The sequence below is a fragment of the Tannerella sp. genome (assembly GCF_030528505.1).
Classification (GTDB): domain Bacteria; phylum Bacteroidota; class Bacteroidia; order Bacteroidales; family Tannerellaceae; genus Tannerella.
This window is the reverse complement of record NZ_JAUMYS010000014.1, coordinates 1-19,468: the sequence shown is the minus strand read 5'-3', so window position 1 is coordinate 19,468 and position 19,468 is coordinate 1. Positions and strand designations below refer to the sequence as shown.

Below are 19,468 nucleotides of genomic sequence, written 5' to 3'. Positions count from 1 at the left end.
CGTTACACACCCTTCCGAAGACCTCGTGTACACACCACGAACCTGTCTTCTTGCAATAGATTGATCAATTACATCTATTCAAATACGTTGTAGTCTTTTCCATTCCCTATTCCCCAAGAATGAAAAAAAGTCGCCCAGGCAGGTCTTCTGACTTTTTCAAGGTTTTGCGATCTTCCCGTTGCCTTGACGGGGCATACAGTGATCAAAAAAGAATGCAAAACCATTCTATTGAAATTACAGCTGAGGGTACAGTCCCGGACTCGCACCGGATTCCCTTTTCAACCCATCATCCATGAACGGATGATGAATCACCTGTGACGGGGCAAAGGAAATCAGTATTTTCCGATCGGACAAGAATAAATGGAAAAAAACGACATCCGAGCCTCTCTTTTAGATCGATTCTATATTGTTCTTCTGGCTGAAAGAGGGGTTAGTATGTTGTTATACAGGGTGTTTTTTAGGTTGAGAGATGCTCTTCTTTGTAAGGCTCGTTGGAGCAACGGAGCATTCGTTCTCACCAACGAGGCGTCCGTATAATCGCACGAGAGTTTCGTTGCGTTCAACGGAACTTCGGTTGGAAGGAACGAATGTTTGGGGGATGCCCCGGAAAAGTTCCGTTCTTTCCACGCAAGTTTCGTTGGTCTCCCCCGGAGTTCGGGGGAATGTTCCGGCTCTTCGGGGCAATCTCCCCGAAACATCGGGGGAAGGAACAGAAGTTGTGTTGGATCGCCAAAAAGTTTCGTTGCGTTCAACCGGGCTTCGGTTGGAAGGAACGGAAGACCGGTAGAAGGCAACGGAACATTGGCTCACAGGGCCTGAAATCGCCCGCGCTTCACCCGATGTTTTTTGGCATCCGGCCAATGCCGCGTTGTTTTCAACAGGCTTCGCGTCGGGGCGTACGAATCTTCGGGGCGTCGCAACAAAGCTATTGTCAATTGTCAGTCAGCGGTCAGATTTAACCACAAGTTGCACGAGTTTTTTACAAGTTTCACAAATTTAATGGTTCGTTAGCTGTCAGCATTCAACTGGCGTAATTCGTAATTTGTTACTCGTAATTCGTTCTCAGAGATGATCCTCGAAGTACCTCGTTATCTTTTCGTAAAGATGGGGGCGGTCTTTGCCGACGACATTGTGCGGATGACCGGGGTAGACGAAGTAGTCGGGGAAGGTACCGGCATCGATGCAGGCTTTCAGAAAGAGCTGGCTGTGTTGCCAAACGACAACCGGGTCGGTGGTGCCGTGAATAAGCAGCAGACGCCCTTTTAAATTACCGGCTTTGCGTAGCAGGTTCGCCTTCTCATATCCTTCGGGATTCTCTTTCGGATGATCCATATACCGCTCGCCGTACATGATTTCGTAACGGTGCCAGTCGATCACAGGCCCTCCGGCTACCCCTGCTTTGAACACGTCGGGATGCGTCAGCATCAGGTTCGTCGTCATGAACCCTCCGTAACTCCAGCCGTGTACACCGAGACGCTCGCGGTCTACATAGGGTAACGATTTAAGTAGTTCGACGCCTTTCATCTGGTCGGCCATTTCCGCCTCGCCGAGGTTCCGGTGAATGACGCTCTCGAACTCGAAGCCGCGATTGGCCGATCCGCGTCCGTCGATCGTGAGCATCACGTAGCCTTTGCGCGCCATATACAGGTCCCATCCGCCGACGCCGTTCATCCATCCGCCGGTGACGAGCTGCGCGTGCGGTCCTCCGTAGACGTAGATAATGGCCGGGTGCTTTTTCATCTCGTCCATGCCCGGAGGCGTCACGAGGCGATAATGCAGTGGCGTCTTACCATCGGTCGCGGTGAGCGTACCGGTACGGATCGTCGGCATATCGTAGCCGGCGAAAGGGTCTTTGGCCGACAGGAGGGATTTAACGGTTCGTCCGTCATTGACACGCACAAGGTCGATGTCGCGCGGTATCTCCGGCGACGAAACCCGGTCAATCAGGTAAGTATATGCGGCGTTGGCCGAAATACCGTGCATGCCTTTCTTTTCGGTCAGACAAAAACGTTTGCCGGTTTTCAGGTGTAGTCGCCACGCATACGTTTCGAGCGCGCTGCCGTCTTCCTTTGAATGGACGTCCCGCGGCGCTGTGGCGGTGAAGAACAGATTTTCTCCTTTGGCATCGAAACCGAGGACTTCTTTCACGATCCATCGCCCCGACGTCAGCTGCTTGAGCAATTTGCCGTCGGTATCGTAGAGACAAAGGTGATTAAATCCGTCCCGCTGACTTTGCCAGACGAACTGACGCGGGTTGCCGGGACGAAACAGCGCGGGCGCTTGCGGCTCGACGTAACGTGCGTTCGTTTCGACAAAAAGCTCGGCCTCGCGTTGTCCGGTACGGGCATTGTAGCGCACCAGCCGGCAGGTATCTTGTCCGCGGTTCAGTTCGGCCAGATAAATGCTTTTCGCGTCGGGGCTCCAGGCAATATTCGTCAGGTATTTTTCTTTCGGCAGACCCGTTTTCAGCCGGACAGTCTGTTTCGTGGAGAGATGATAGACGCCGACCGTCACTTCGTGACTCTTCATCCCGGCCATCGGATATTTGAACGGTTCGGCCCGGGCGATGCGTGCATCGACATGAACAATCGGATAATCCGCAACCATCGTTTCGTCCATGCGGTAGAAAGCCAACGCTGCGCCGTCGGGCGACCAGAACAGCCCTTTGTGAATACCGAACTCGTTTTGGTGCACGGCTGTGCCGCAAACGATGCCTTTATCCCTCTCATTCGTTACCGTTTCGGTCGTCCCGTCGGGCGAAAGAATGCAGACCTTATTTTCGCGTGTGAACGCGATGCGTCCGTTTGCCTTGTCGTATTCCCAACGACTTCCTGTCGGGTCCAGTGTATACTTCGCCACGATCTCTCCGTTCCGCAGGTCGTAATGTACCTGATTGCCTTTGTAGCGGAACGCCATTACAGGCGCGGAAGCATCCGGCACGAAGAACGCCGGCATGGACGAAATTTCGGGCAGACCGGCTGCAACGAGCCGATCGTTTAGTCCCGCACGGGTGAAAGCGACTTGCTCCGAAGCGTCGGTCGGTTTGGCCATCAGCAGGCTGTCACCTTTCACATACGTGTAAAAATCACCGCACCATTGAAGTTGCCGGATGTTTTTCGGCACGAATCGATGGTTATTTCTACCGCCCGGAATCAGGTCTTGAAATGTTAATGTCTTTTCCTGTGCGCTCATTTGCGTTGCGAATAATGCGAGACAAAGCAATACGTAAATCTTTTTCATCGGTTTGTTTTTTAGGGTTGAGTTCATGTCGTTCGTCTTTTTTCTGACGTCGCTGTACGGTTTTTACGGCTCCGAGATATTTCGGTAGCCCTTCGGGTAACTGCCCGAAGGCCGTTTCCGTTTGTTTTCACCTTTCGGGTAACCGCCCGAAGGCTGTTTCACTTTGTTTTCTGCTTTCGGGTAATTGCCCGAAGCCATTTCCTTCCGGTTTTGCTTTTCGGCGATTGCCCGAGGCGCTGCTTTTTTTCTTTCGCCCTCAGCCTTCTTGTACGCTTTATTCGTTCCGGCAAACAGCTCGTAGCATCGGTACTCGCATTGGAGGTCGCCGTTCCGTAATTTTATTTTGTGTTTGGGACGCAATCCGATACGGTCGAAACACTCGTCTTTGTAGCTGAGTATCCATGCGCTGTATCCGGTGAATACGTGCTTCAGCCGTTCGCCGATCATACTGTACAATTCGCTGATATTGTCGGGCGTGATACGTTCGCCATAGGGCGGATTGGTGATGAGAATACCCGGCTGCGGCGCTTCGGTGAATTGCTGAAAAGGCAGCGTTTGCAATTCGATGTATTTCGTCAGGCCCGCGCTCCGGATATTCTTTTCGGCTTTTTGGACGGTTACCGGCGAGATGTCCGACCCGTAGCATTTGAACGAAAATTCGCGTTCGGAGGAGTCGTCGTTGTAGATTTCGTCGAACAGGTCGCGGTCGAAATCGGGCCATCGCTCAAAGGCAAAGCCCTTGCGGTAGATACCCGGGGCGATGTTCAGAGCAATCATGGCCGCTTCGATCAGCAGGGTGCCCGATCCGCACATGGGGTCGACGAAATGCGACTCGCCCCGCCATCCCGTTTTCAGGATCATGCCGGCGGCAAGCACTTCGTTGAGGGGCGCTTCGCCCTGTGTCGTTCGATAACCGCGCTTGTGAAGGCTCTCGCCCGAACTGTCGATGGACAGCGTGCAATCTTTGTGTGAGATGTGAATATTGATATACAGGTCCGGGTTGCTTAAACGTACCGACGGCCGTTCTCCCACACGTTCGCTGAAATAATCGGCAATCGCGTCTTTCGTGCGGTAAGCGACAAACTTGGAGTGGTGAAAGTCTTCGGAATAGATTACGGCATCGACCGAAAATGTCTTTTCGGGCGAGAGATACTTCTCCCATTCGATTTGTTTCACTTCCTGATATACCGTATCGGCGTTGTTCGCCCGAAAGCGCGCGATCGGTACGAGAATACGCAGCGCCGTACGACAATGAAAGTTTGCTTTATAGAGCATGCTTTTGTCGCCCGTGAACGATACCATGCGTCGCCCCTTCTGCACGTTCCCGGCGCTGAGCGCCGTCAATTCTTCGGCCAAGACATCCTCTAACCCGTAGAGCGTCTTGGCTATCATCTCGAATGATCCGTCTGTCATCGTCTTACCAGTTCATGACGATGCGGAACGTGCATGTCGGCGGAGGATTTCCGGTGTAGAAATCGCTGTAGAATAAATGGAAAGCAATGGAGCCGGGCATAAAGTCGAATGTATAGATTTCAGACCATAAATCCGTTTTGCCGTTCACCTCTTTTCCCAACGGAATGGTATAAGGCAGCGGAGTCTGTACTTCCGAACTCTTTCCCTCGTCCTGTATCAGATAGCCGACAATTTTGCCATCCTTATAAATCGTTTTGGTCAGGGCCTCTTCCTTAAACTCATACATAAAATGTGAACCGAGTTCATCCTTCTTTCCAAGGAGCTTCCAGTCTTCAGCCTTCACCGTATAATATACGATTTTCCAGTTCAGCGCTTCTCCGTCTCTTCCGGGAGGGCCCATCGGACCTTCGCACGAAGTAAGTACCATGGCCAGCACACAGATCAATAACCCAATCTTTTTCATCGTTCTTTATTTTAAAATTCGTGTTGCAAACATACATAAAAAGTTTGAAAGCCATACGGCAGTCCGAAAAAAACCGTCCGTCCGCTTTTACTGATGTTGCGGACGCAGCAGGTCGTTGACGGTTTTGACGGGGTTGAACGTTTCGATCGGTACCTCGACAAATACCGTATTCCAGTCACTCATGGCGCCGTTCCACAAACCCGGCAGCTCGAGCGCTTTCAGCTCGCGTCCGTCTTTGCTCTTCTGCGAGATAAATCCCGTATTCCGGTCAACGAAATCCGGCAGGTTGTATTTCGTTCCGTCGGGGCTTTTCAAGGCGCAAACAAGGTCGACCGGGTTAAAGTGCGTTCCTTGCTCGAAGAATTGACGGGCTTCGGGTCGGTCCATATCAATCTGTGAGCTTTCGAGAATCTGCAAAGAGACCGTTCCATCGGGGTTGACGGCAAAGAAAGGCCCTCCGCCCGGCTCGCCCACGTTCTTCACCATACCGCATACGCGCAGCGGGCGCAGTAGTTTTCGTTTGATGTAAAGTATCACTTCGACATCTTCGAGGTACTCCAGCTCGGGGTTCTCGATGCACAGTTCATCTTCGACGAAGCGGATCATCTCCGTCACCTGCTCCGGTGTATAGCGACCGCTGTCGATCAGTTTCAGGTAGTCGGCGATTCGCGATTGCAGGTCGACGAGTATTCCCGCCAGAAGCTGCTTGTACGTGACCGTTGCGTCTTTGAAATGGTCGGGTACCACGTTGTCGATGTTTTTGATAAATACGACATCGGCGTCCGTCGCATTCAGATTCCCGATGAGCGCCCCGTGGCCTCCCGGACGGAAAACAAGTTGTCCGTCGGCATCGCGGAACGGCTGATTCTTCGTATCCACGGCCACGGTGTCGGTGCTGGGCAGCTGCGTACTGAACGATATCGCATAACGCACTCCGAACGCTTTTTCGTAGGCCGGCGTCGTTTCCTTGACTAATTGCTCGAACAACGGCTGATGTTCGGGCGAAACGGTCAGATGAATATTCACCTCGCCCGCATGGTTTTTCGCGTACAACGCACCTTCGACGAGATGTTCCTCAAGCGCTGTCCGCGCGCCGTCGGCGTAAGTGTGAAATTGCAGCAAGCCTTTCGGCAGTGCTCCGTAATTCAGTCCTTTTTCTTCGAGTAGATTGCTGACGACGGCCTTATATTTGCCCGCTGCCAGCAGCGATGAAATATCCTGTCCCTCGTTTCGTTGGCAACAGGCATCGAGCGATTGATAAAAGGCGAATCGCCTGATTTTGTCGAAAAACTTCTTCTCAAACGGGCTTGTAGGAACTTCATACGAGGCCGACAGAAAGCTGAACAAGTCTTTAAACATGCGACTGGCCGCTCCCGAAGCTGGTACGAATTTGAGTATTTTCTTATTCTGCGCCAGATATGCTTTCCAGCGGTCGATGTATTGTTGGCACTCCTCGTCCGAAATCGCGCGGATTCCTTTCGTCACCGATGCCGATGCTTTGATCTCCAGAAATGGAAATCCCTGCACAAAACGTTCCAGTTGCTCCTGTAACCCGGTTTCCGTAATCTTCTTTTCAGCCAATAGCTGAAGGTCATTAGATGTTAACATATTTCTTCTTGTTATATGATTCGCTCACAAATTTACATAGAAAATCCGGTTCCCGACGTTTTGGCAGGGATTTTTCTTTTTCGTATGTCCTTTTTGGGCTTACATTCTTTACTCTTTTTTGACGACCGGAATTTTTCCGGTCAGTTTAATTTGCTTCGGGTTTGAATAGTCGTAGAGATAGAATCCGTCGTTCCCGATCATAAAGAGGTAACCGTTGACGGGGATGACGTCGAAAGCCTGAATCGACGGAAACCCGGCGATCAGGTTATTTTCGATCTTCTTTTTGTCGGTGACATCGAATACTTTCAAACCGGCCTTTCCGTCGCATATAAACAGCATCTCTTTATCGATTCCCAGACCGTAAGGCTCGGTCAGATTGACCATGTTTACGGGGGTAATCGCCCGGTAGTCGTCCGACAGTTTGAGCACATCCAACCGGTTGATGCTTTGATTCCGGCATTGTACTCCTGCTCGGAGCGTAACATAGGCGTATCCATTTTCGACCACCACAGGATCGCAGGCGGTGATGTGCCAGTAACTCGCCTTGCGTTGCAACATGACGGGATTTTCGAGCGAATAGACCAGCATGCCCGAGCGGGTACCGAAAAACATGTGCTTATCGTAAATAAACATCGTTTCGATGCCACCTCCGACATGCTGCGGGCCACCGTGCGTCTTCGGAGAACGCTCTTCCGAGACATCGAACCGTTGAACGCTCGTCTCGTCGACGGCATACAGGTATGAGTCGTACAACCCGAAGCGTGCCATAGAGCCGGCTTTTCCGAAGGTCGATCCGGTAGATCCCGAAGAACCGGAGCCTCCTCCGAGGCTCAAGAACTCATTTCTTTTGTGCCAGTTGTCCCACGGACGCATGGGATAGTAAACGCGGGGTCTTTCTTCGAGCTTACGGGTAATTCTTTGCTCTGTCCAGTCGATCACGACGCCTTTCTCTTGATCGATACGGTCCGTGCGAAGCGGCCGTTCGGTGGGCGGTATAGTGTAGCGGAAAGCGTTCTTGATGCGTCCGATTTCTTTTACTTGCTTCGGATCGGAGATATCGAGCGTCACAAGATCGACGTAGCTGTCGGCGTAAAGCGTATTGTTCTTAACGGCCAGGTCTACACAGCCCGGAAGTTCTATAAACCGCACGTTTTGCGGATGGGAACGATCGGACACATCGACCATGTGAATACCTTTTAGACGCTCGACGATATATAACATCTCTCCCTTGAAGTAAATCTTCCCGGGTTTCTCGATCGAACGGGGAGAGGAGGGCTTGACGGCGCTTCGCAAATCGCCGTACGACAGATACACCGGAGTATAGGCCGTGTACGTTTCGGAGTATTCGTCGACACAGGCCGACAGAAACAGTAGCGCACAGAATGCGGATAGAATAAAATGAAAGCGTTTCATAAAGCAGTTTTTTTTAATTGAAGATAAATCCTAATTTCACACACAAACGGTCATATTTCACATCCATCGAATAATCTTCGTTCGCTTTGTAGCGTAACGCATGATGACGATAGCCTACCGAGAGCCCCATGGCAAAGCCTTCGCTCAGCTGGTAAGTGAATCCGACGGACGGATGAATGAGCCAGCCTCCTTTCGCTTTTGTATCGGTTACTTCCGGCGGAGGCCCGATCCAATCATATCGTTCTGGACGAATGTCGGCATACTTCAGGCGCGAACCTTCGAGCGGAATCTCATATCCTCCCTGTAGCGATACAAAAGGCGAGACGCGACGGTCGTTCCCGAACGTGTACATCGCATGCGCGAAGACGGGCAGATAGGCTTCCTTATAAATCTCGATCCCTGTGCCTGCGCCGGCAGACAGTCCTCGCCACAGGCGGAAATGAAGAGAAGTGTTGAAAATAAAAGGCGCTTTCAGTTCGTTGTCCGCGTTGCCTATGAGAATGCCCAGCTCATTCAGACTGAACAACCGCTGCGGCTTGTAGGAAAAGGGTTCACCTCCTTCCACCCGAACAATGTCCGGCCCTTTGCCGTTCGATACTTTTTCAATCTCGTCCGTGGAGAAAACGACGGTTTCGCCGCCGCTGATCACCCTGATTCTGTCGAGAGCAGGCGCATAGACGTACTTTCCTTTCAGTACGGTTCCGTTTTTCAGATGCACGTAGCCCTTTTTGGGCCTGTAATCCTGTTGTGCCTGCAGGAGGTGCATCGCTCCGGTCAATGCCGACACAACGAACAATAAAAGTAGCTTTTTTTTCATGATACAATTGCTTTTAAATACAGTGTTCCAATCTTTATATAAAGCATGATGCAAAAAACATCCAAAACGCTGCATCGCGAGTTAAAAAAAGATGGGTTATTATGGGATGGATATCGTATGACGAATGGGGACATCCTTCCTGATCGATAGAAAAATAATCGCTTTTCTGAAAATTTGTTATCTTTTCTATCCCATTTATTTGCGATTATATGGTGAAAGGAGAGCCGGAGTTTCATTTTTTGTATTCGTAAAATATGCCTTATCTTTATCCGGTTTTTTTAATTCATTCTATCATGAAACGATTTTTATATGCTGTTTTCTCGCTTCTATGCTTCGCTTCGCTGACAACGGCGAAGGGAAATTTCCTCGCAACTACAGATACGGTACGGCAAACGCCTCAAGATACGGTTCCCGTACGCCGACTGAGCCTTCAAACGCTGCCTGTTCCTCTCGAACCATCCGTGGCGATGGGCGAACGGACGTATGGCGTGGTGACGCTTTCGGTTGCCAGTATCCGCACGCAGGGCAGATATCCGGCCGAAATGGCGACACAGGCGCTGCTGGGCACCCCTGTCCGTATTCTGGAACGGCACGACGGCTGGCTGCGTATTCAAACGCCCGACAATTATACGGGATATACGAAGTCCGGCAACGTGACCGAGATGAATGCCGCCACCTTTACTGCGTGGACAGACACTCCGAAGATCATTTTTCTGGCTCATCACGGCTTTGCTTATTCGCGTGCCGACCGCAAGTCGCCTCCTGTTTCGGACTTAGTGGCGGGCAATATGCTCCGTCTCGAAGGTAAAACGGGTGCGTTCTATCGCATCTCATATCCTGACGGGCGAACGGCTTTTGTCCTGAAAGGCGAAGCGCAGCCGGTCGACGAATGGCTGAAGCGTATCAACCTGACGGCCGAGAGTATCCTGGCTACCGCACAGTCGTTTATGGGGGTGCCTTACCTCTGGGGCGGCACGTCGTCGAAAGCGATGGATTGCAGCGGACTCGTCAAGACGGTCTTCTTCCTTCACGGCCTTATTCTCCAACGCGATGCGTCGCAGCAATGCGTCACCGGCGAACAGATTGATATCACGAACGGATACGGGAATCTGCGTCCGGGGGATTTGCTTTTCTTCGGAAAGAGCCGAGACCGTATCCGTCATGTCGGGATTTATATGGGCAACGATGAATTTATCCATGAGGCTACACAGGTAAAGGTCGGCAGCCTTAACCCGTCCGCTTCGAACTACGATGCGCTGAACGCGTCGGAGTTTGTGCGTGCCTGTCGTATCATCGGCGCTCGTGAATGGCCCGGAATCAGCACGATTAAAAATAATTCGTATTACCAAAACACATGGAACAAACAATGAAACAGAATCGCAGGAATTTTTTGAAAACGGCAGCGCTGGCGGCAGCGGCAGGCAGCCTGTCGCTCGACTCATCGCATGCCGCGCCGTTCGCTCTGATGAAGTCGGCAGCCCTCGACGGTAAAATGAAACTGACGTTCGAACCGGTCGATTTACAACTGAGGTATACATTCACCGTATCTACCTATTCGCGCACCATGACACCTACCGTCCGCACAAAGATCGAATACGACGGCGTGACGGGATACGGTGAAGCCTCCATGCCCCAGTATCTGGGCGAGTCGCAGGCTTCGGTATGCGCTTTTCTGGAGCGGGTGAAGTTAGATCGTTTCCGCACGCCGTTCGAAATGGAGGATATTCTGACGTATGTCGATCGTCTCGGCGAAAACAATACGGCTTCGAAAGCTGCCGTCGATATTGCACTGCACGACCTCGTGGGCAAGCTTATGGGGCAGCCGTGGTACAAGATTTGGGGACTGAATCCCGATCATATTCCTCCGACGACGTACACGATCGGTATCGACGAGCCTGATATCGTTCGCAGAAAGACGAAAGAGTACCTCAACGATTTCCGTATCCTGAAAGTTAAACTCGGAACGGAGCATGATAAAACGATGATCGAGACGATCCGCGAAGTAACCGACATCCCGCTCGCCGTCGATGCCAATCAGGGCTGGACAGACAAGCATCATGCGCTCGATATGATTTTGTGGTTGAAAGAAAAAGGCATCGTGATGGTTGAACAGCCCATGTCGAAGAAGAAACTTGACGATAATGCGTGGGTTACGGAACATAGTCCGCTGCCTGTCTTTGCCGATGAAGCCGTGCAACGTTTGACGGACATTCCGCGACTGAAAGGCGTTTACAGCGGTATTAACATCAAACTGATGAAATGTACCGGACTGCGCGAAGCGTGGAAGATGGCCAATCTGACCCGCTCGCTTGACATGCGGGTGATGATCGGCTGCATGACCGAAAGCTCATGCGCCATCTCGGCAGCCACACAACTCGCTCCGGCCGTCGATTTTTGCGACCTCGACGGCAGCCTGCTTATCAAGCCCGAATCGGACTGGTGCCGCGGCGCTACATTGCAGGACGGCATCATGAAACCTACCGATAAACCGGGCATCGGCATTGACGTTCGGAAGAAGTAGCGTGTCTCTCCTTTCAGGCGTTGAATGCCTTTCGGGCGTTGAGTTGTTTGATTGTTGAGTTGTCTGCCGCGTAGAGGCGAACCTCTGTGTTCGCCCGCCATGGCGTTGATATGAATATGAGGGTGTGTCAAAATGCAATGTCTGGGCACACCCTCTTTAGGTGTGTAAGAATGGATAAAAAGCAAGGCGCTAAGAATGAGGGTAAGGGAGCATACTAAGGGATGTGACCGAGCTCTCATTCCGCAAGCAACGAAGCAGTTTGCCCGTTATGACACACCGCCGATTTGCGTGGTGCATTATTGTTTTAACATCACACAAAAAATGTATTTACGTTGATTTGCGCCATTCGTGTTCAAACCTCGTAATTCGTCATCCGTTATCGAAGCTCGTAATCGAGTCCGGTCACTTGGAATTCGGTGCGGCGGTTCAACTGGTCGGCCACTTCCTGCTGCTCCGGCGGGAGGGTGTTGACAAAAGCCTCGTCCAATACGGTTCCTTCGGGGAAAAAGGGGTGTTTCTCCGCAAGTTTTGCGGTGATTGTTTTGGGTACGGTCTCGCCGTATCCTTTAGCGGTAAGTCGCGCCGCATCAATGCCTGAGTCGATGAGGTAATCCACTACGGACTGGGCGCGCCGCTGTGCCAGTTTTTCGTTGTATGCGTCGGTTCCTTTGCGGTCGGTATGGGCTCCCAGCTCGATCGTAACGTTCGGATTTTCGTTCAGGATTTTGATGAGCTGGTCGAGCGCTTCTTTCGATTCGGGACGGAGCGTAGCCTTGTCAAAGTCGTAAAAGATGTTTTCGACCACCACGGGCTTGTCGATGGGTGAGAGGAAGAAATCGACGTAATACGTTTCGTTTTTCTCTTCGTCGCTTGTTTTAAGTTCAAAGTACTGGTTCAGGAAGTTGGGCGCTTCGGCCATCATTACGTAGCTGACGTCGCGTGCCAACTCCACTTTGTACGAACCGTCGGGCTTGACGGGAACCTTCACGTTCAGACCGTCTTTACCTACGATGCGCACGATGGCGTTCTCGATCGTGTATTCTTCGACGTCGGACACGTAGCCTTCGATTTGTATCGTAATCGTCGGATACTCGAACGAGTAGATGTGATCCCATCCGCGCGCGTCGCCTCGGTTTGAGGAGAAGAAGCCGCGCTCTTTCTCCCCTTCGAAGGTGATGCCGAAATCGTCGGCTGCCGAGTTGACCGGGACACCCATGTTGACGACATGCCACTGTCCCGCGCTGTCGAGCGTGGCCTTAAACAAGTCCAGTCCGCCCATGCCGGGATGGCCGTCGGAAGCGAAGTAGAGCGTCACCGAATCGCGCACATAGGGGAAGAGCTCGTTGCCTTCGGTATTGATCGCGGGACCGAGGTTTTCCATCCCGCCGAAGTCACTTGCTCCGACGATTCGCGTGCGGAACAGGTCTTTCCCTCCATATCCGCCCACCGCGTCGGCTACGAAATAGAGGAATTTACCGTCGGGCGAGACGGCCGGATGCGCCAGCAACGTGATCGAGTCTTTGACGATGTTGGCGCGCTGTCCCTTGCCCCAAGCCGCCCCGCTGCGCGAAGAGACGTAAATTTCGGAGGTGCGCGGGTCAACGGCGTCTTCGGCACAGTAGGAGTAGTACATCGTCGAGCCGTCTTTCGAAAACGAGGGGGTGCCCTGGTCATACGTTGTCGTAACGGGGTCTGTTACCTCGACCGGTTTTTGCCACGCGCCGTTTTCGTCTTTGTTCGAAACAAAGAGCGCGTTGTTCTTGAGCCCGGTGATGCCGTTGATGGAGTCTTTGTGTACGATGCCGCGTGACGAGCAGAAATAGAGCTGGTCGTGCTTTTCGCCGTAAAACATCGGACTGAATTCGCTGCGGCGTGAGTTGAAAATATCCATCCGTCCCACCTGATAGAGGGTCGGTCGGTCGCACCATCCGGTGGCCATTTCGCATCCTGCGATGCCGTTAGCCGCACGCATGTCGGACGAATCGAGCGCTACATACTGTTGGTAGTATTGGATGGCGTCGCTGTATCGTCCGTCTTTCTGATATACTTGTCCGAGGTAAAGGAAGAGCATGCTGTCCGGATAGTCATAACGCAGCGCATTCTGGTAGGCGCTGATGGCGCGTGCCGTGTTGCTGATGCGCTGGTTGCAGTAGCCCATACGGAACGCGATGTAGGCGCGCAAGTCTTTCTGTTCGGGCTTCGCCTTGGTGTAGAGCTTGCGATATATCTCGGCCGCGCTGTGGTATTCGCCGAGGCGCTGTTTCTCTTCGGCGTCTTTGAGCTTGACCGTTTTGCACGCGCCAAGCGGCCCGAGAAGCAGGCAGCCCAGCATGAGCAGTACGTTGTATCTTTTGAAAAATCGAACCATCTTAATGGGTAACGGATCAGTATCCATCTTATTGTGTTATAGCAGCAGAGAGCTGTCGCCGTAACTGAGGAAACGGAAGTCATGGTCGAGCGCGTAATCGTAGATCGCTTTCCAGTCTCCTCCGACGAAGGCCGAGACGAGCAGCAGCAACGTGCTCTGCGGCTGATGGAAGTTGGTGATCATACCCCGCACGATCTTGAACTCATACCCCGGAGCGATCAGAATCCGGGTGGCTGCTACGAGCCGGTCGGTTCCCTGACGATCCAGATAAGTAAGGAGATGTTGCAGCGCTTCGCGGACGGAGATGCCGGCTGCCTCACCCGTATAGGGAGTCCATTGCCCGACGGTCGGAAGGACGGTCTGGTCGGTCGGTTCTGCTGTCGAGAGCCCGGCACCGAGGTAGTAGAGGCTTTCGAGCGTGCGTACCGACGTGGTACCGACGGCAATCACAGATCCTGACACGGTCATAAGGCGCTCAATCGTTCGGCGACTGACGGCGAAATGCTCCGTGTGCATCTCGTGCGATCCGATCGTTTCGCTCTTGACAGGCTTGAACGTGCCGGCTCCTACATGGAGCGTGACCTCTTCGCGTCCGATACCCCGGGCGTCTAATTCGGCCAGCACTTCGGGCGTGAAGTGAAGCCCGGCCGTAGGCGCGGCCACCGAGCCTTTGATGCGCGAATAGACCGTCTGATACGTTTGCAGATCGGTCGGTTCCGTTTCGCGCCGCAGGTAAGGCGGGATCGGGAGTACTCCGGCTGCTTCGAGCACTTCGGCAAACGTATACCGCGGATTATCCCACCGAAACGTCACGAGGTGACTTGCTCCGTGCGTCTCTGTCCGCTCGGCTGTCAGGCGGACGGATGTCTCGTCAACGTGTACCGTACGGGGCAGCGTGCCGTCTTTCCATTTTTTCAGATTCCCGACGAGGCAATGCCAGCTGCACTGCTCCGTTTGTTGAAATATTTGCGCATAGTCGGCCGGTTCGGCCGGTTCGAGGCAAAAGATTTCGATCTGTGCGCCCGTCGTTTTATGGAAGAGCAGTCTTGCCCGTATGACGCGCGTATTGTTGAAAACGAGCAGGGCGTCGGGCGACAGCTCGTCGGGCAGCCGGTCGAAGACCGTTTCGCCGATCTGTCCGCTGCGGTAGACGAGTAATTTCGACCGGTCACGTTGCGGCAACGGGTATCGGGCAATCCGCTCGTCGGGGAGCGGATAGGCATAATCGTCGATATGTATGTGTTGAGGTGTTATCATTCCGGGAGGCAAAAGTACGAAATTCACGGCAGAAGATAGAAGCGGTGTCTGAAAAAATAACGAAGAATAAATGAGTTTGTTAGCAAATCATGTTTATAAAGCAATAAGACTTTGTAACAACGGATAAATTCCTAAAAAACAATGATATATTTTTCCCTGCAATAAAACATCAGACTTGCTATATCGCTGACTATCAAACGACTGATTCTCTTAGGTTGTTTTTTATATACACCTACATCTTATATCTTTTGACAATCGGAAGCAAACCACTGAAAAACAACTACTTGCAAATACAAAAAATATTCCAATAACTCCTACTTTTCAATACCGTTGCAACAAAGTCATTCGTAAAAGAAGACCTAATCGGTAAGAGAGGACGCAGGCAAAAAATAGTGAAAATATTCATTTGTTTTCCCTGCCCAAAAATAGTCTATGTATTTCTGTAGAAATACGTTGGGGTTAATGATTGGGCATTTTGTAGTCATGTATTTTGAGCCGTTTTTTTGCAAAGTTACAATAAATCGTGAGATTGTAAGAGCAGCTTTCAGTTGCCTCTACTATGCTAATCTTTAAAGCAAATAGGATAAAAAGAATCTGTCTAACCGCATCGTGCTGCCTCCGACTGCCTGTGAACAGGTGCTGTGGGGCACATCTACCAGACGGTTTCATGCGCAATTCGGAGCAGGACTGAAATGGATGATACACTAAAAAGAGAAAGGAAGATACATGAAACGAAAAGTATTAGACTCAATTGGGGTGATGAGGGTGCTTGTCTTCGCCGTGTTTTGGCCTGTCTGTAGTCACGAGTCAAGTATTCAGCTGGTAGAGACGATGCCGGTACAGAAAAAATTGCATAAAACGAAACAAATGCTATCGAAAATACGGATATGGAGATATTTTCTCAAGAGAAAATTTGGATAGAAAATATCGTCAAATAGCCACCATTGCAGCGTTGACAGCCTTGGGTAATGCCCGACCCCAGTTGAAGTTTCATATCAAAGCAGGCTTGAATGTCGGACTTTCCGAAGAAAGCATCAAGGAAATTATGCTTTTGATGACTGTTTATCCCGGATTCCGCAATAGAAAGTATAAGAATGAATTTCATTCAGGCTTTCAGCCCTCCGAACAAGGTCCGGATGTCGATCCCCCACCCTTGCGGGATGGGGCTGAAATAATCCGGGCTTTCAGCCCTTGTATGCCCTGCGGGCCTTGAGTTGTTGGCCGGCTGAAGGCTGATTGCTGTAAAAGCCCTGAAAGGGCGCCTTAATTCAGCCCAATGCGAAGCGTTGGGGAAAAAGGCATCGCATCTTGGCGGAGGGCTGTAAGCCTGACATAATCATCGTCGTACATTCGTACATCCATTATTAATGGTAAACGCCGAACAGTGTATCGCGTAATTTGGGTTTATTCGGGTTTCCCATCCACCATCAACGGGATGAATGCATTAAGAGAAGTACTTGACGAAGGTAAATGACCTGCATATAGCAGAGAGTGCTATTAGAACAAAGATTCACAGATTTTCCATTCCGAATCTGGCAATTTCATCGATAATTGGCAGCACCTTCTCGCCCAATGGTGTAAGCGAATACTCTACACGTGGAGGCACTTCCGGGTACTGTTTTTTGGCAATCAATCCTTTGTCGCATAGGAATTTCAATTCGTTTATGAGCATCTTCTCGCTTATCCCCGGAATGGCACGCTTAAGCTCTCCATAGCGGACTATTCTGCTGTTGATTTGATAAATAATGAGTAAAGTCCATTTACCTGCAAAAATCTGCATCGACTTTCGTACAGGGCATTCGTTGTCTGAATTTTTTCTCTCCATAGCAATTTTTTTCTTATTGATTATCAACAAATCTAACAATATGGTAAGTATCATACAATATTGTAGGTACTTGACAAATAGAGAGCAAAGATATAATTTTGCCATCAAAAACTCAACTTTTCAAATAAAAATCAATCGGTAATGAGAAAGATAGTTTTATTAGCAGTTGTTTTGATGGGATTTGCATCTTGTCGATTCGGTGAAAACAAGAATTCATCTAAAAATAAAGATTTAAAAATGACAAATTTAGAAATTGTACAGCAGTATTTTTCTGCATTGGAAAATGGCGATATGGCAAAAGTGGCGTCGCTTTTCGCCGATGATTTGGTTTGGCATCAGCCTGGCAAGGGCGTTCAGTCGGGTACTTTCACCGGAAAACAAGCTGTCTTTGCCCACTTGGGGAAATTGGCCAAATGGAGCGGTGGCGATTTGGGTATTAAAGTAGATTACCTTGCCGACAATGGGGCTATGGTGGTGGCTTCTATCCGTTTTGCGTTGGATAAAAATGGAGTTTCTATGGCGATGAGAGGCGTGGATTTACTTCGTTTGGAGGACGGACTTATCAAAGAGGTCTGGCTCTTTTCCGAAAGAATTGAGGAGGAAGATGCTTTCTGGAAAGTGCAAGCCGAAAAAGCCGAAAAGTAACCCTTAAAAATCAGAAACCTTGTTCTTAGAGCAAGGTTTTTGACCGCTTTAGCTTTTTTTATGACACACCGCCCTATTTCGATATTATTTTTCAACAACCATCACAAAACAAGATTATCATTTTCGTCCAATTCCCAATAAGGATTGTAGGCAACTTCAAACAGGTAGCCATCTAAATCTTTGAAATAACCACTATATCCACCCCAATACACTCTCTGAGCGGGTTTAACGATTTTTCCTCCCAAGTTTTCGACTTCTTTGAGGACTTCATCCTCTTCTGCTTCCGATTTTGCATTATATGAAATGGTCAATCCCGAAAATTGATAAAATTCATACAGCAAAGTAGTATCTTTTTGCAAATCTTCCAACGGATGAACTCCTAAAACAATTCCTCCGAGTGGAAACAAAACGTATTCATCTAAACTCTGTGCCGTTTTTTTATCTTTAGAGTTATTGAAAATCATTGAGTTTTTTTCATTGCTTCTACAAGTGAATCGTGTATGTAAGTCATATCCGAATCAGACTCTAATTCCCACACAGCGTCCGTTTCATCAGACGTCTCTTCCGAAGAACTCCAATCCGATTCGTCATACTCCGACAGTTCAAAAAGCCACCATAAATTGCCTTGCGGGTCGATGAAGCGAGCTAATTTCCCTCCATAAAAATCGGTAGGCTGGGTAACAATAGTGGCTCCGAGTGATTCGGCGGTTGCGAGTTTTCTATCTATATCATTCACATAGATTTGAAGTAGTGAGGGCGTATGTTTCCAACCTTCTTTTCGGTCGAAAATAATCATCGAAGTATCGCCAATCCTTACACTGCTATTGAAAATCTTCCCATCGGATTGACTGATTGCCAATGCGTTTTTATCTTCCTGAGCATCAAAAACTTTTTCGAGAAAGGCGATTAATGCACGCGTATCTTGTGTGGCAATGAGAGCGTTTACGGTATGACTCCCTTGAGGAATATTTACTTTTTCAGTCACTTTTCTGTAAATTAAAATTCGAGGCAAAACTACCCCAAATTTATATACTGAAATTGTACCGAAACGACGTTTTTCTTATATCCGGTTGTGTAACTTCATTGGAGAAATACCCGTAAACTCCTTGAAATCTCGGTTGAAATGGGATTGGTCATAGTAACCAAATCGGCAGGCGATTTCGGTGAAGTTTTCTTGATTTTTGGTGTTTTGCAAGTATTGGAATGCCTGCTCAAACCGCTTGATTTTAGTGTATTTTCGTAGAGAAAAGCCCGTAAACTCTTTAAAGTTTCGCTCGAACTGTCGCTGGGAAAGGCAAATATTCCTCGTAGAAATATCGGGACTTAGGAAATTGGTTTTTGGTAACCATTTTTCGACAGATTGGTATTTCAGAGGCAAATCCGTTGCTTTTTGCATCAGAAAATCCGAGAAAATCCGGATAAATTCCGACAAGGTATGGGATTTGAGTATTTTCTCCGTGAGCTGTTCGCCCTCGTAACCAAATAATTCTTGCAAAGAGATGCGTTGCCCACCCAATACCGTTGCGGGAATTTTGTGAGTCAAGAGAAAAATAGACGGACGCACGCGAACCCCAAAAAGTTTAGCTTTGGGAAAAACAGCTTCATAGTTGTCAACGATCGTTTTTTGACCGAAAACCATTCCGCTCTCAGATAACTCTTCCCGATTTTGAACATTTTTCATCGTTCCTTCGCAAAAGAAAACCAAATCGGTAAGTGTGGACGCAGGCGAAAAATAGTGAAAATATTGGTCTGTCTCCCCTGCCCAGAAATAATCTATATACTTCCGTAGAAATGCGTTGGGTTTACTGATTTGGTATTTTGTAGCCGCCATTAAAGATGCTTTTCGCAAATTTAGATAAAATCCTCGAGTTTTTACACCGGCCAGATAAAAACACAAG

The 19,468-nt window shown here is 49.8% G+C and carries 17 protein-coding genes and 1 riboswitch; of the genes, 5 read left to right on the top strand and 12 right to left on the bottom strand.

The window, feature by feature from the left end; genetic code table 11:
- Positions 1 to 119 precede the first annotated feature (119 nt).
- A riboswitch (cobalamin riboswitch) is annotated at positions 120 to 331 on the bottom strand.
- Between the two features lie 731 nt (positions 332 to 1,062).
- The 6 genes from Q4A89_RS03570 to Q4A89_RS03545 all read right to left on the bottom strand — a co-directional run bounded on the left by Q4A89_RS03570 (position 1,063) and on the right by Q4A89_RS03545 (position 8,954).
- Complete coding sequence (locus tag Q4A89_RS03570) at positions 1,063 to 3,240, bottom strand: DPP IV N-terminal domain-containing protein (protein ID WP_303183832.1); 2,178 nt, start codon at positions 3,238 to 3,240, stop codon at positions 1,063 to 1,065.
- 63 nt (positions 3,241 to 3,303) lie between these two features.
- Positions 3,304 to 4,653 (bottom strand): class I SAM-dependent RNA methyltransferase, encoded by a 1,350-nt coding sequence (locus Q4A89_RS03565; RefSeq protein WP_303183830.1) that lies wholly within the window; start codon positions 4,651 to 4,653, stop codon positions 3,304 to 3,306.
- 4 nt (positions 4,654 to 4,657) lie between these two features.
- A complete protein-coding gene (locus Q4A89_RS03560) occupies positions 4,658 to 5,116 on the bottom strand; it encodes a hypothetical protein (RefSeq protein ID WP_303183829.1) in 459 nt (152 codons plus the stop codon).
- Between the two features lie 87 nt (positions 5,117 to 5,203).
- A complete protein-coding gene (locus Q4A89_RS03555; protein WP_303183827.1) occupies positions 5,204 to 6,724 on the bottom strand; it encodes a DUF4301 family protein in 1,521 nt (506 codons plus the stop codon).
- A 108-nt stretch (positions 6,725 to 6,832) separates the two neighbouring features.
- Positions 6,833 to 8,137 carry an LVIVD repeat-containing protein gene (locus Q4A89_RS03550; RefSeq protein ID WP_303183826.1) on the bottom strand — a complete coding sequence of 435 codons (1,305 nt, stop codon included), beginning with the start codon at positions 8,135 to 8,137 and terminating at the stop codon, positions 6,833 to 6,835.
- 13 nt (positions 8,138 to 8,150) lie between these two features.
- The gene (locus Q4A89_RS03545; RefSeq protein WP_303183824.1) at positions 8,151 to 8,954 is read right to left on the bottom strand and encodes a hypothetical protein; all 804 of its coding nucleotides are present in this window, start codon (positions 8,952 to 8,954) and stop codon (positions 8,151 to 8,153) included.
- 293 nt (positions 8,955 to 9,247) lie between these two features.
- On the opposite strand from Q4A89_RS03545, the gene Q4A89_RS03540 reads away from it, so the two are divergent.
- Complete coding sequence (locus tag Q4A89_RS03540; protein WP_303183822.1) at positions 9,248 to 10,324, top strand: C40 family peptidase; 1,077 nt, start codon at positions 9,248 to 9,250, stop codon at positions 10,322 to 10,324.
- Complete coding sequence (locus Q4A89_RS03535; protein WP_303183867.1) at positions 10,321 to 11,475, top strand: dipeptide epimerase; 1,155 nt, start codon at positions 10,321 to 10,323, stop codon at positions 11,473 to 11,475. The genes Q4A89_RS03540 and Q4A89_RS03535 overlap by 4 nt, the downstream gene beginning before the upstream one ends.
- Before the next feature lie 376 nt (positions 11,476 to 11,851).
- Here Q4A89_RS03535 and Q4A89_RS03530 read toward each other — a convergent pair whose 3' ends face one another.
- Together Q4A89_RS03530 and Q4A89_RS03525 are read right to left on the bottom strand one after the other, a co-directional pair.
- On the bottom strand, positions 11,852 to 13,870 hold the full coding sequence (locus Q4A89_RS03530) for an OmpA family protein (protein WP_303183820.1): 2,019 nt from the start codon (positions 13,868 to 13,870) through the stop codon (positions 11,852 to 11,854).
- Between the two features lie 9 nt (positions 13,871 to 13,879).
- Positions 13,880 to 15,100 carry an S-adenosylmethionine:tRNA ribosyltransferase-isomerase gene (locus Q4A89_RS03525; RefSeq protein WP_303183819.1) on the bottom strand — a complete coding sequence of 407 codons (1,221 nt, stop codon included), beginning with the start codon at positions 15,098 to 15,100 and terminating at the stop codon, positions 13,880 to 13,882.
- A 594-nt stretch (positions 15,101 to 15,694) separates the two neighbouring features.
- On the opposite strand from Q4A89_RS03525, the gene Q4A89_RS03520 reads away from it, so the two are divergent.
- Both Q4A89_RS03520 and Q4A89_RS03515 read left to right on the top strand, forming a co-directional pair.
- Positions 15,695 to 15,808 (top strand): conjugal transfer protein TraO, encoded by a 114-nt coding sequence (locus Q4A89_RS03520; RefSeq protein WP_368389492.1) that lies wholly within the window; start codon positions 15,695 to 15,697, stop codon positions 15,806 to 15,808.
- A 145-nt stretch (positions 15,809 to 15,953) separates the two neighbouring features.
- Positions 15,954 to 16,313, top strand: coding sequence for a carboxymuconolactone decarboxylase family protein (locus Q4A89_RS03515; RefSeq protein WP_303183864.1), 360 nt, complete (start codon positions 15,954 to 15,956; stop codon positions 16,311 to 16,313).
- A gap of 297 nt (positions 16,314 to 16,610) precedes the next feature.
- Here Q4A89_RS03515 and Q4A89_RS03510 read toward each other — a convergent pair whose 3' ends face one another.
- On the bottom strand, positions 16,611 to 16,925 hold the full coding sequence (locus Q4A89_RS03510; RefSeq protein ID WP_039427985.1) for a helix-turn-helix domain-containing protein: 315 nt from the start codon (positions 16,923 to 16,925) through the stop codon (positions 16,611 to 16,613).
- A gap of 141 nt (positions 16,926 to 17,066) precedes the next feature.
- On the opposite strand from Q4A89_RS03510, the gene Q4A89_RS03505 reads away from it, so the two are divergent.
- Complete coding sequence (locus tag Q4A89_RS03505) at positions 17,067 to 17,570, top strand: nuclear transport factor 2 family protein (RefSeq protein WP_303183814.1); 504 nt, start codon at positions 17,067 to 17,069, stop codon at positions 17,568 to 17,570.
- 101 nt (positions 17,571 to 17,671) lie between these two features.
- On the opposite strand, the gene Q4A89_RS03500 is transcribed toward Q4A89_RS03505, so the two are convergent.
- The 3 genes from Q4A89_RS03500 to Q4A89_RS03490 form a co-directional block, all read right to left on the bottom strand.
- The gene (locus Q4A89_RS03500; RefSeq protein WP_303183812.1) at positions 17,672 to 18,034 is read right to left on the bottom strand and encodes a VOC family protein; all 363 of its coding nucleotides are present in this window, start codon (positions 18,032 to 18,034) and stop codon (positions 17,672 to 17,674) included.
- Positions 18,031 to 18,555: a VOC family protein gene (locus Q4A89_RS03495; protein ID WP_303183810.1), complete on the bottom strand. Its 525-nt coding sequence runs from the start codon at positions 18,553 to 18,555 to the stop codon at positions 18,031 to 18,033. The genes Q4A89_RS03500 and Q4A89_RS03495 overlap by 4 nt, the downstream gene beginning before the upstream one ends.
- A 75-nt stretch (positions 18,556 to 18,630) precedes the next feature.
- Positions 18,631 to 19,468 (bottom strand): AraC family transcriptional regulator (locus Q4A89_RS03490; RefSeq protein WP_303183809.1); only part of this gene is annotated, 838 nt, incomplete at its 5' end.